The 12495-nt window shown below is 68.2% G+C and carries 9 protein-coding genes and 1 pseudogene; 2 read left to right on the top strand and 8 right to left on the bottom strand.

The features are described 5' to 3' along the window. Window positions 1-46 precede the first annotated feature (46 nt). The 6 genes and pseudogenes from IT371_09230 to IT371_09205 form a co-directional block, all read right to left on the bottom strand. Complete coding sequence (locus IT371_09230) at window positions 47-973, bottom strand: hypothetical protein (protein MCC6747826.1); 927 nt, start codon at window positions 971-973, stop codon at window positions 47-49. A gap of 58 nt (window positions 974-1031) precedes the next feature. Continuing rightward, window positions 1032-2807, bottom strand: coding sequence for a hypothetical protein (locus IT371_09225; GenBank protein ID MCC6747825.1), 1776 nt, complete (start codon window positions 2805-2807; stop codon window positions 1032-1034). A gap of 566 nt (window positions 2808-3373) precedes the next feature. Beyond that, a pseudogene (locus IT371_09220) lies at window positions 3374-4621 on the bottom strand (TRAP transporter large permease). Next, window positions 4618-5253: a TRAP transporter small permease gene (locus IT371_09215; protein ID MCC6747824.1), complete on the bottom strand. Its 636-nt coding sequence runs from the start codon at window positions 5251-5253 to the stop codon at window positions 4618-4620. Before IT371_09215 ends, IT371_09220 begins: the two are co-directional and overlap by 4 nt. Before the next feature lie 62 nt (window positions 5254-5315). Then, entirely contained in the window at window positions 5316-6299 is a 984-nt protein-coding gene (gene dctP, locus IT371_09210; GenBank protein ID MCC6747823.1) for a TRAP transporter substrate-binding protein DctP, read from the bottom strand. A 19-nt stretch (window positions 6300-6318) separates the two neighbouring features. Then, complete coding sequence (locus IT371_09205) at window positions 6319-7227, bottom strand: hypothetical protein (protein ID MCC6747822.1); 909 nt, start codon at window positions 7225-7227, stop codon at window positions 6319-6321. A gap of 280 nt (window positions 7228-7507) precedes the next feature. On the opposite strand from IT371_09205, the gene IT371_09200 reads away from it, so the two are divergent. Together IT371_09200 and IT371_09195 are read left to right on the top strand one after the other, a co-directional pair. Next, complete coding sequence (locus IT371_09200; GenBank protein ID MCC6747821.1) at window positions 7508-8023, top strand: hypothetical protein; 516 nt, start codon at window positions 7508-7510, stop codon at window positions 8021-8023. A gap of 197 nt (window positions 8024-8220) precedes the next feature. Further along, window positions 8221-9975, top strand: a complete 1755-nt coding sequence (locus IT371_09195; GenBank protein ID MCC6747820.1) for a hypothetical protein — start codon at window positions 8221-8223, stop codon at window positions 9973-9975. Between the two features lie 67 nt (window positions 9976-10042). Here IT371_09195 and IT371_09190 read toward each other — a convergent pair whose 3' ends face one another. Both IT371_09190 and IT371_09185 read right to left on the bottom strand, forming a co-directional pair. Further along, window positions 10043-11440, bottom strand: coding sequence for a YihY family inner membrane protein (locus IT371_09190; GenBank protein MCC6747819.1), 1398 nt, complete (start codon window positions 11438-11440; stop codon window positions 10043-10045). 92 nt (window positions 11441-11532) lie between these two features. After that, a complete protein-coding gene (locus IT371_09185; protein ID MCC6747818.1) occupies window positions 11533-12423 on the bottom strand; it encodes a hypothetical protein in 891 nt (296 codons plus the stop codon). Window positions 12424-12495 lie beyond the last annotated feature (72 nt).

Genomic DNA, 12495 nt, shown 5'->3' with positions numbered 1-12495 from the left:
TTGCTGCTCGGAACGATGGAGCCGCTCGGTGGATCATCTGGCTCGCTCACGGTGTGGCGGAGACACAGACGGGGCTCCGCGCGACGGGCGCGTTGCCCGTCCACCAGCCGAAGCGGCTGCAGTGAAACAGGGCCGTGCCGGTGGACGGAAGAACCTTCTTCAGGGTTCCAGTTGAAAGAACATACTCGAAGGCCTGAGGGGTACCCGCCGGCTGCTGCGCTTTGCCGTCGAGACCCGCGCCCTTCGCCGAGGTTGCGGAGGCCTCGACACGAAGGCGGTGATCTTGGCCCGTATCCCAGCCGACCGAGGCGCCGAGCACGACCGTGAAGCGCGGCGAGGGGTCTGCCCCTTCGTTCGACGGTACGAGGGTCAGCCGCGTCCCGGTTAGCGTGTTCGTGATGCTCATGGCAGTCCGCACCGCCGTGCTGCGCATCGGCTCGGAGAAGCGCACGCTCAGGGTCGCCTGAACCTGAGGCAGGTAGGTCGGCGGCCGTCGAACGGCGCCGCGTTTGAGGATGACCTCGGCCACACGGGGACGCGAGCCCACGTAGAAATGGGTCAGCGTGCCATCGCTCGCGGCTGTGCTGTACTTCGGGTGGGTGGCCAGCCGAACGCCGTACTCGTGACTGACCTGCAGCGGCGCGGAGGGCTTCAGAGCGATGACCCACCAGCCCGAGTCGTGGGACAGCGTCGCGGCACCGAGCACGTGGCCGAGCTTCGTGCCGGAGGTGATGTCCCAGAGCTCGAGCGACGCGCCGAGGTCGGCCGCGGCCTGCGTGACGCGTTGGCGGTTGCGGAACGCTCCCACCGTCAGGAGAACCTGAGTGTCGGGTTCTAGCCCGGAGGCCCCCGGCGACGGGCTCATGATGCCGAGTCCAACCACATCCGCCGGGATAGGCGTCGTCGCGTGGGCGTGCTGCACCAATCCGGTCGTGGCGATCAGAAACAGGGCAGCACCGTAGGCTCGCAGCACGGTCGTTCTCCTTGACGGGGTCGCGTTGGCCGAGTCGTTCATGGCGTCGATCTCCCGCTCACTGTCCCATGGTCGTGTCATCGGGCCACTGGGAGGGGCTGCAGCTACTCATCTCCTGATTCGTGCACTCATAGAGTTCTACGTGGCGGTTGAAGGGGTACCCTCCGGCGCGGGGTATGCCGCTGAGATGGGCTGGCCAGTAGCGGGCGGGCGAGGCCGGCGCATCGAGCCCAAAGTAGAGCTCAAGGTTCGCATCGTTCAGCAGTCGCGACCAGGAGGAGACGAGGTGCTCGCCCCAGAACAACTGCCGGGGGTGGTCCCAGTTGCGCTCGCTGCCACCGTTCCAGTCACCCGCCGAGCTATAGCCCCAGTTGTAGCTCGTGCACGCGACGGCCAGGTAGTCGTTGTGGTCGTTCGACACGAAGACGGCGCTGTGCATGAGGGAGTGGCCGCAGGTGGGTGACCCATCGCTCGATCGGAACTCGTCCTGCAACCACAAGAGGCAATGACCCCATTCGTGGGCCATGACGGTGCCGGCGTGTTGAAGCTGCTTCTTCGTCGCGTCGTCGTAGAGATATTGCCCGTTGTAGTACTGCCCGTTGCAGCCGAAATTCGATTCGGCGATGGCTGTCCGGTTGGCCCGGTGTCCAAGCACCCGGCAGTAGCCCTCGGCGTTCGCCGGTAAGACCGCGCCCCCTGGGTTGTCCACGACGAGCGAGTCCTTGTGGGCGGTGCTGAAGGCGCCCACGTCCTGGACGTTCCAGTGCAGGTAGAAGCGCGGGATGAGCGACGTGCCGTTCGTGAAGCCGTAGTAGGCCTGCGCGGCCGCGAGGAGGCTCCTCCGCACGTTCTTCACTCGCATCTGGTTGCAGGCGTTGTTGACGTCGGTGAAGTTCGTCGGTGGCACGGCCACGCGGATGGCGCCGCTGGCAGGCAGCGGGGGATTGGTGGTCGTCTGGCGGTTAATGCGCAGCCGGAAGTGGCCCGCGCCGCCCGCCGGGAAGGCGTTCGGGGAGGACCGGATCGTCACGTAGACCCACCGGTCGTAGCCCGAGGGGTCGACGCGGCGCATCACATCACAACCGCCGGGTCGCTCCTCGATGGGGCAGTCTGTGAATGGGGTGTGGGTGCCCAGCAGCGCGTGGCCCGCGTCGGCCTCCTGAACCGGGTCGATGTACACCTCCGGCGCGAAGCCGCGCGTCAAATCCGTGGGCGTGGTGCGCAGGACGTGCACGTAGTAAGCCGAGTCTGCTCGTTGCCAGAACTTCACGTAGATGGCGTCGGTCGGTCCGATGAGCACGCCCTGATAGGGCTCGTTGGCCAGGACCTCCACGGCGCGGGGCTGCTGCACGTCCTGTACGCAGGTAGCGGTCACGTTCTCGAGGGTCCACCCCTGGAAACCACTGACGCTCGTATCGGTAGTGAAGATCAAGCGATAGCGGCCCGTGGCGCCGCTCTGCGAACGGAGGGGCGCGTAGGGGCCGAGTCCCCACGGCCCGAAATATCCGGTGAACTCCGAATAGCCCGGGCCCGTCGCATGCTCCAAGGTCAGATTGTCCCAAAGAACCTCGATGTAGTTCAGCACCGGCATGCCGAAGGTCATTGTGGCGACGGCCGGGCTCACCAGGATGTCCGTGCGCGCGACCTGGTTATTCTGGTACCAGCCGCCGTTGCCCTGGTACGGATGCCGCGTCTCGAACTCGCGGTGGGTCAGCCTGAAGGGGATGCCGTCCGTGGGCGTACAGGTGGTGAGATGCCAGGTGGCGGCCTTCTTGCTGCTAATGGCGAGAGGCGCGTCACCGCAGCCGGAAAGCGCCAGCAGGAGCAGGGACACGCCAGGGAGCGTAGCCCTTACCGCACGACGGGCCGCGTAAACACGCGAAAATCCCGAGGGGGGGGGATAGGTTAGCTTCATCTGGATTCTCCCCAAGGCAAGAATAACGACAAACTCATGATACACGGCGTAACACGTAGGTCAAGCGTTTTCCTACGAGCATACGGTGACCTGCGGCGCCGTTAATCGCGCAATGTTTGCGTGATAGCCGCTGCGCTATGGCCATATGGCACTGCCGGCCGCGTGCACTACCCCGATTTGCCGCTCCCCCCCACGCCCCCATCCCGGCTCCCGCCTCCGTCGGCCCCGCCACTCACGCCCCCTACGCCGCCGTCGGACTCCATCTCCTTGTCGAGCTCCTTATCGATCGCGGAGTCGTCGCAGTCGGGGTCGTTCGGGACCTTCTCGTCGCAGAGGCCGTCGGACTTGGCCCCCGCGCCGGGCTTCTTGCCGTCCGTCGACTTGCCGTCGGCGGGCTTGCCGGCCTTGTCGGGCGTGGCCTTGCCCTTGGCGGGGGTCGCGGCGGGCCCACCCTTTGGCGTCGTGGCCTGATCCTTGGGCACGCCGAAGAGCGAGAGGGGTTCGACGTAGGTGATGACGGCGAGCGCGACGATCGACAGGAGGAGATAGATCTGCACCGCCTTGTAGAGCCGCATGATGGGCTGGCGGAAGCGGAAGCTGGAGATGAAGAGGTTCATTCCGACGGGGGGGGTGTTGAAGCCGATCTCCAGGTTGATGAGGAAGATGATCGCCAGGTGGATCGGGTGCACGCCGAAGTCGGCGGCGAGCGGCATGATGAGCGGCACGACGATCACGATGGCCGAGAAGATGTCCATCATGCAGCCGACGATCAGCAGCAGCACGTTCAGCGCGAGCAGGAAGACCACCTTGCTGGTGATGAACTTGCGGAAGAACTCCACGATGAGCTGCGGGATCCCCTGGTCGACGAGGAAGTTCGTCAGGCCGAGCGACGCGCCGACGATCACCAGGATCGCGCCGCAGAGGACCATGCTCTCCTTCGTGATGCGCGGCAGGTCGCGGAGGGGGTGCACGTCGCGGTAGATCAGCACCTCCACGATCAGCACGTAGAGCGCGGTCATGGCCGCCGCCTCGGGGACCTTCAAGATACCGGTCAGGATGAAGATCGTGAGCAGGATAGGCAGCAGCACCTCGGGGAGGGCCTTCCAGAGGGCGACGAGGGCCCCGGGCCCGTCGAAGGGGACGCGCGGCACCTTGTACTTGATCCCGACGTAGACGCAGAAGAGGGCCACGATCCCGACGTCGATGAAGCCCGGCACGAGTCCCGCGATGTAGAGGCGCGTGATATCCACGCCGGCCACGTAGCCGTAGACGATGACCGGCAGGCTAGGCGGAAAGATGAGGCCGCGGCTGCCGCCCGTCGTGATGAGGCCGAGCGCGATATCCCGCGGGTACTTCTGCTGCAGGAGCACCGGCAGGAGGAGGCCACCGAGCGCCACGATGGTGATCCCCGAGGCGCCCGTGAAGGTGGTGAAGAAGGCGCAGGCGAAGAGGGCCACGATGGCCATGCCGCCGGGCATCCAGCCGAGGAGCGCGCGACTCACCGCCACGAGCCGCCGCGGCGCCCCGCTTTCGGCCAGCAGATAGCCGGCGAAGGTGAAGAAGGGGATCGTGATCAGCGTGTCCATCTGGACCAGCTTGCTGATCTCGCCCGTCACGTCGGCGGGGGGGCGCCCGTGCGTGAGAAAGCCGTAGAGCGCGACCCCCGAGATGACGAGGAAGAGCGGCGCGCCGAGGAGTCCGAACAGCGCGAGGAGCGGATAGCCCAGGATCATCGCTTCTCCCCTCCGTGCCCGTCACCGCCGGCCTGCCGCTCCATCTCGTCGAGCGCGTCGTCTCCCTCGAGGATCGTCTCGTCCTTCAGCTCCCAGGGGCGGTTGGTGACCAGGCTCCCCGCGTCCCGCACCAGCCGGAGCAAAAAGTGAAACCCGACCAGGCCGAAGCCGATGGGGAGCGCGAGCTGCGCGAGCCACGGGGGAAAGGTCCCTTCCGTGAGCTGCTGGCCGAGCTGCCGGCCGGACGTCCAGCCGGTGGGGATGGTGTCCTTCCACGAACCGAGGGTGGCCTGGTAGGCCTGCCAGCCGCCGCGCACGAGAAATCCGCAGGCGACCACGGAGAAGAGGTTGAGCAGGACGCGCAGGCCGTACTGCGCGCGCCCCTTCAGCGCCCGCGAGAAGAGGTCGATGTTCAGGTGGCGGCCTTCGCTCGTGGCGATCGCCGCGCCGAGGAGGCCGAGAAGGAGCGTCAGGTGCTGCAGCGAGATGTCGGCCCAGTCGAGGCCCGTATCCCAGACGTTGCGCAGCAGCACCTGGAGCGAGGCGAGCAGCACCATGCCCACGAGGAGGAGCGCGAGGATCACCTCCTCGGTCTTGGCGAGCGCACGGTCCAACCGGGTCAATAGGTGCACGGTTCACCTCGGACGAGCGGGAGGGCGGGCTGGAACGCCGAACGGTGTTCCAGGCGTGGGGACTACTTGGCCAGCTTGAGCACCTTGTCGTAGAGCTCCTTCGGGTAGTAGCGCGGCACGAAGGAGAGTCCGACGGCGGTGGCCGCCTTCCGGAAGGCCTGCTTGTCCGCCTCGGAGACCTGCACCACCTCGAGCCCCTCGGCCTTGAGGGTCTCGAGCGCCTTGTCGTTGTCCTGGCGGATGCGCTTGATGAGCACGCGGTGGGCCTTGTCGGCGAGGGTCCTGAGGATCTTCTGCTGCTCGGGGGTGAGCTTGTCGAAGACGGCCTTGGTGATCACCGTGGCGCCGTTGGCCACGCCGAAGGACGCGTCGAGCATGTACTTGACCTTGGTGTGCCACTGCAGGGCCATGCAGCCGTAGGGCGAGGTGTAGACCGTGTCGATGATGCCGGTGTTCAGCCCGGGGAGGACCTGCGGCACGCCGAGGAGCCGCGGCGAGACGCCGAGCGCGCGCAGCATGGCCTTGGGGAGCGGGTCGTCGGTCCAGGCCCAGACCTTCTGCTTCGCGATCTCCTTCAGGCTGCCGATCTTATTCTTGGAGAAGAGGTAGATCTTGCCGATCTCCCCCCAGCCGAGGAGCACGTAGCCCTTCTCGAGGAAGGTGGCCTCGAGCTCCGCCCGCAGCTGGTCGCGCACGCGGTCGAGCAGGGCGTAGTCCACGAAGAGGGTCGGGATCTGCAGCACCAGCACCTTCGGGTTGAGCTGCTGGAGCCCGACGGTGGTGAAGGCGCCGCCGTGGACCTGCCCCGTGCGCATCTTGCGCACCACGTCCACCTCGTCCCCCTGCACCTGCCCCGGGTAGAAGTGGAGCTTCACCTCGCCCTTGGTCTGCTGGGCCACCATGGCCTTCATCTTGTTCAGGACCTGCATCCAGACCGAGCCGCGAGGCGCGAGCGTGGCGATCTTGATCTCGGTCTCCGCGCGAGCGGCGGGGGCGAGCGCGAGGCACAGCGCCAGCGTCGCGCCGAGGGGGGACAGGGTGCGCATGATCATTCTCCCAGTGCGGCTAGAACATCTCGTCGATCTTGGCCAAGGCCCGGCGGGCCCGGCGCTGGGCGACGACGTTCGCGAGTTTCTGGTCGGGGTCGATGGAGAGGTCCGCGTGCACGACCTCGTCGAGGAGCTTCTTGTAGAGGGCCTTGTCCTGGAGCTGCACGGCGAGGGTCGTCGCGTACATCACGTGGATGAGGAGAAAGCGCCGCCCGGTGAGCGAGAGCGCGCGCTCGAAGTGCTTGCGCGCCTCCTCGGGCTCGCCCCCGAGCATCTTGGCCGTGCTGCCCTTCATCGCGCCGAGCACCATGTGGCTGCCCGCGTGGTAGTAGGCCTCGTCGAGCTCGACCGCGCGCCGGACGAGGGCCTTGACCTTGGGGAGCCGCGAGATGAGCTGCACGTCGTCGCGCCCGAGGTTGATCGCGCTGCCGAGGGGCATCCCGGTCCAGAAAAGGCCCACCGCGTCCTCGGGCTCCATCTTCGCGAGCGCCGCCAGCAGCTCCGGCTCGCGCCCCTTCTCGACGACCTGGGTGATGCCGGGGTGGCGCAGCTCGAGGAGCTGCAGGCCGTAGCGGTAGCCGCGGAGGTAGGTGTTCTTGGCGCGCAGGCGCAGCTCCTCGGCGGCGGGGCTGTCCTCCTCGGCGGACTCCCAGCGGTCCTCGAGGACCACCATGGCGTAGGAGGTGAAGGCCTGGGCGGCCATGAGCAGCAGGTCCTCGCTGTCGGGCCCGGTCTGAAGGAAGCCTTCGATCATCTTGACGTTGGGGGGGAGCGCCGCGGCGGCGAGCTCGTAGTCCCCTTCGCGCTCGAAGGCCGGCATCCCCTTCTTGAGGATGGTGGCCGTCTGATCGAGGGCCATGCGTTGAAAGCTGCAGCCGGCACTGCCGGCGAGCCCGAGGAGGGCGAGGGTCGCGACGCGTTTCATGGTTCAACCAGGCTGGTGGCGGCGCGCATCATGGGCCGACCGAAAGCGGGACGTCAAGGGCCGAGGGGGCCTTCCGCAGGGCGGACGGGGCGTTCGTGGGCGGGGACGCCGAAAATCGGTCGCGAGCCGCTCGAACCGTGGCGAAGGCACCGGCGCGGGCCGACGCGGACGCGCGTGGCCGAGGAACAGTCTCCGCGGCTTACGGCCGTGGGCGCGGGGGGAATGACCTTTGCACAGTGGGCCCGACGCAAGCCACGTTCGTGTGGAGGAGGTAAGCGTCATGGGACTCGTGCGCCGTCGCGTGGTCGTGTGGACGGGAGCGCTCGCGCTTTTGGCCGTGGGGCAGCCCGCCTCGGCGAGGCGGGTCGTCTCGCGGGCGTCGTCAGTCGAGGCGCGGGAGCTCGCGCGCTTCGTCGTGCGAAACCTCGCCGGGCTGCAGCTGCCGGAGGCGGCCCCTGGAGGCGTGCACCTGACCTCGCGGGCGATCGAAGACATGGTTCGCGGCGTGAACCCCGCCGGACAGCCGATCCGGTTCAAGTTCAACGACCACGGCCGGGTCGCCTCGTACCGGGTGGGCGATGTGATCTTCGACCCGCGGCCGCAGGACGTCTGGCAGCTGGCGGCGCAGCGGCTCTTCGACTTCAGCCTGCGGGCTCCCGGGGAGACGGTGGAGCTTTCGGCCAGCAAGCACGGCGCTGCCTGGCGCGTGACCATGACCGACGGCCTGGCCGCCGTCGCGCGGGACATCGACGCTCGCGGGCGCGTGGTGCGCACCCGGACGCTGTCGCTCCCCTGAGGGCCCGCGGTCCTCGCTCTCCGATTCGACGTCAGCCCCATCGACCCGCGGAGACTCTCGGGTGGCCACCCTGCGGCCAGGTGTGCGGATCCTCCGACACATGTTGGGGCCTCCGACTGGCACCTCGATTGCTATGGCGCTCGTTGAACGGCGGGATAGAGGTCGGTTCACGGCGACCGCCGGCACGGGAGAGGACAATGCGAAAGCAAGCGAAGATCGTGATGGTGGTGGTGCTGGGCTGGGCGAGCGGCTGCGGAGACGCGGCGTTCGAGGCGACGGGGGAGCTGACCCGACGGCGCATGGACACGTCGACCTACCCCTGTGTGATCAAGGGGAGCGGCTGCACCTGCGCCGCCCCGGCGTGGGATGCCAATCCGTCGCGCGAGCCGGGCGGCTACTGCGCCTACAACGCGATCTGGTCCAAGCTCTGCGACGGGAACTGCGTCGGTCAGACGATCCCCGCCTGGGCTCCGCAAGGGACCCCGGTGGCTCCGGCCTACGTGCCGCCTCCCGCGCAGGCCAACGGTTGCGTGCTGGACTCGGCCGGCTTCGTGAAGCACACCTGCCGCGACCCGTACTTCTGCTACGAGAACGAGTGCTGCGGGAACCGCGACGCGAACTGGTGCTTCTGCGTGGCGAATCAGACGGGACTCGCTCCGGCCGGCCGCTGCGTCGCGGGAGCCGTCGCTCCTGCGCCCGCCACGGCGACCTGCGATTCGCTCCTCGGGGGACCGGGGCTGAGCTGCTCCACCGGCTTCATCAGCGGCGCCACGAACTGCCCGGTTGGTAACGGGGCCTGGTCGTACTGCTGCCCGAAGGGGGCGCGCATCGAGAACGGCGCCTGCACCTTCGGGCCTTCGCAGCCGACGCCGCAGCCGATCATTCCGCCCTACACGCCGCCCGGTAGCTCGGTGGGCGCGAGCTGGGTTCAGTGGGTCGAGTGCCAGGGCACGAACTGCCCCGTGTACCGCTCCTTCGATTTCTCGGCCCCCGGCAACAACTTCACCATGACGGTGCAGGAGCAGGCGACCTACGGCAAGGTCATCCCGGCCTACGTGCGCAAGAGCCTCGGCGGCGGCGCTTACCGCTACGCCGTGTCGTGGGCCAACCAGGGCCCGGCGGGCAACGAGTTCCTCTTCCTCGACATCGGCGCGGGCTACGGGCAGTGGGCCTTCCGCCCCGACCTGGCCCGCTCGCAGGTCCAGGTTCCGAGCACGCTCCCCGCGCAGACCAAGCGCCACTGCCGCGTGCAGGGCGGCTGCCAGGTCGGCTACACCAACGACCTCGCCGACACCACGACCCGCGTCCTCGACAGCAAGGTGGACTGCGGCAAGTGGGTGAACGTGCTCTACCAGGATTCGCAGCTCCAGAAGTTCGTCGTCTCCGGACCGCAGGACATGCGCGAGCTGCAGGCGGCCGTGATGACCATCCCGATGAACTCCAGCGACTGGTCCACGGACCAGCCGACCGCGCAGCAGTGCGACCCGCTCGGCCAGACGGCTTTCGGCAAGTGCATCTACACCGGTGGCGTGTGGACCAATTGCCCCTGCGCGCCGTCGCGCTGCCCGGCCGAGGATGCGGCCTACGAGAAGTGCCGGACCGACAACCTGCACGTCTGCGGGCAGGGAACGGCCAAGGACAGCTACAACGGCCGCTGCGTGTGCTTCCAGCCCAAGCAGTACTGGAGCGAGGCCACGGGGTGCGTCGGCTCCAACGTGGCGAGCTGCACCGCGCCGGCTCCGAGCACCGGCCCCGGCGGCAACCCGCCCGCCGGTGGCAATCCGCCGAGTGGCAGCAACGGCAGCGGCGGAAACTGCGCCAGCCGCGGCGGGACCTGCGTGGCGGCAGAGTATGCGATCTGGTTCTGGCCCACCTGCCCCTCCACCATGTCGCACGTCGACTTCGGCACCTGCGACAACGTGGGCGGCAAGACCATGAAGTGCTGCAAGTAGCGCCTGCTCGTCGAGGGTCGGCGGTCTGCTGACCCTCGTTCTTCCTCCCCTCCGTCTACGAAGGTCCTCACGCGCCGCGCGTCGGCGGCTCGCCGGGCTTCTGCTGCGACACCGTGAGGTGCGCGAGATCCGCCGCTCCGAGCGCCGCGTAGCGGGCGGCGTCCGCCTCGCCGAGCAGCCTGTGCGCCTCGGAGACGGCTCCTTCGCGGGGGGCGCCGAGCTCGAGCGGAGTGCCCGCGCGTTCGCGAGCCACGCGCACCACGTCCTCGAGGTGGAGCGTCTCGGCGGCTCGCGCGAGCACGTAGCCTTCGGGCTGCACCTCCGTCAGGACGTGCTGTTCCACCAGCAGGTCGAGGGCCGGCAGCACCACCGACAGCATGGTTCCGGCGCGGTCGGCGAGCTCGGCGGCGGTGGGGGCGGGCTTGCCGGCGGCGAAGTCGTCGGCCACCTCGACGGTCAGCCGCACGAGGAGCTGCTCGCGGAAGGCGGCGGTGGGCGTGACGCCGTAGGGCTGGAGCGGCGCGTCGCTGTTGATCATCTGGTTGGCGAAGGTGAAGGTCACGCCGAAGAGGGTGATGACCCAGCTGTAGTAGAGCCAGAGGATGAGGAGCGGCAGGGCGCTCAGCGCGCCGTAGACGGCGCTCTGCTTGGCCGAGCCGGCGGAGGCCCAGACGAAGAGCACCTTGCAGCCGCTCCAGAGCAGCCCGGCTACGAGGCCGCCGACGAGGGCGCTGCGCCAGCGCACGCGAATGTTCGGCACGATGAGGAAGATGAGGAAGTAGGCCAGGCAGACGGAGACGAGCCCGGCCCCCGAGACGAGCCAGCGTCCGAGGCCGAAGGGGAGCCAGTGGGTCACGGCGGTGACGAAGGACGAGCGCTGGAGCTGGGCCGAGATGGAGAGCGACACGCCGATGAGCGGCGGCGCGAGCGTGATCAGGCACCAGTAGATGGCGAAGCGGATGGGCAGCGCGCGCACGCGCTGGATGCCCCAGATGCGGTTGAAGGACTGCTCCACGCTCGAGAGCAGTCCCACGGCCGAGTAGAAGAGGATCAGCACGCCGACCCCCGCGATGGCCCCGGCGTTGATGCTGGTGAGGAAGCGATCGAGCCAGAGCCCCACCTCGGCCTGCTGCGCCGGAGCGAGGTTGTCGACCACGAACTGGCGCAAGGGGCCCTCGAGCGCGCGCAGGCCGCCGAAGGCCTTGAAGAGGGCGAAGCCCACGGCGAGGAGCGGGACGAGCGAGAGGAGCGTGTAGTAGGTCAGGGCGGCCGCCTGCCGCGAGATCTCGTCGTCGCGCAGCCGCCGCACGGTGAGCAAGAAGATCGCGAGCTGCCGTCGCCCGTAGATCGCCGCGCCGTGCTGGCCGCGGCTCTCGCGCAGCCAGAGCTGTAGCTGCACCGGGTCCCAGAGCCTGCGGAGGTGATCGAGGGCGGTCGGGCCCTTGTGCGTCGTGGAGGTGGTCATTGCGGCCATGGTAGCGCATCTGCGGGCGCTCTCGGCGGAGAGCCCTGGACGACGACGGCTAGCGGCCCCGGGGGTCCCGGGGACAGCGCGCGTCAGCGACGGGCGTTCTTGCAGGCCAGATACTTCTTCGTGCCGAGGCCCACGCCTCCCACGGCCAGCGCGCCGTAGCGGCCGCCGCCCAGGTGCGGCTGCGTGAAGCGGATGGTCTGGTAGTAGCACTTGTCGGCGCTCTCCTGCTGCGCCACCGCCGCAAAGATGTTCTTCTCGATCGGCTTCCCCGTCACCTTGTGGTGCTCGACCGTCCAGCCGTCGGTGATCACCACGCTCAGGATCTTGTCCTTGGAGAGGTGAGAGGACTTCTTCGCCAGGCCGAGCATCTTCCCCTCGAGCGCCTTGTTGCGCATGGCGGGCTTGGGAAGGGTCTCGGTCCCCATCGTCGAGGCCTCGGCGGCCTTCGCCAGCTTCTCGAGCTTGTCCTTGCCGTCGGCACCGAGGGTGATCTTGAAGGTGGACTTCCCCCAGTTGCCCATGTCCACGGCCACCTCGTGGGTCCCCTCGGAGAGCTGCGAGGTCAGCACCTCGGCCAGCACCGCACGCTTCTTGGTCTGCGTCTGGACCATCTGCGGCGGTGTGCCGGCCTTCGGGAAGAGGTGCAGGTCGGCGAAGGGACGGCCGAGCTCCTCCTTGGTCAGCTCGAGCGCGTAGTAGTTGATGCGGTTGCCGTCCACGGAGAGGGAGAAGCCGACCGGGTTCCCCTTGATGTTCTGATGGCTGAGGATGCTCTGGCCGCTGGTCGTGTAGATCCGGGCGTAGATCGGGTCACCGGCCTCGAAGGTGGTCGTTCCTCCCGCACCTTCGGGCTTGGGGCTCTTGATCGGCTGTTTCGAGAATACGACGGTCATGGTGGGCGCGGCCTCAGCGGGCGCTGCGTAGAGCAGTCCGAGGCCGAGCAGGGCGAGCGTGCGGGCGAGGGGGCGAATCATCGGCGTCTCCTTGGGTGCGGGATGCGCGGACGATACTCCGGTGCAGGGCGCGGCACCAACAATCGGTGGCCC

The organism is Deltaproteobacteria bacterium (assembly GCA_020848905.1).
Classification (GTDB): Bacteria; Myxococcota_A; Polyangia.
This window is presented reverse-complemented; position numbering and strand designations above follow the sequence as displayed.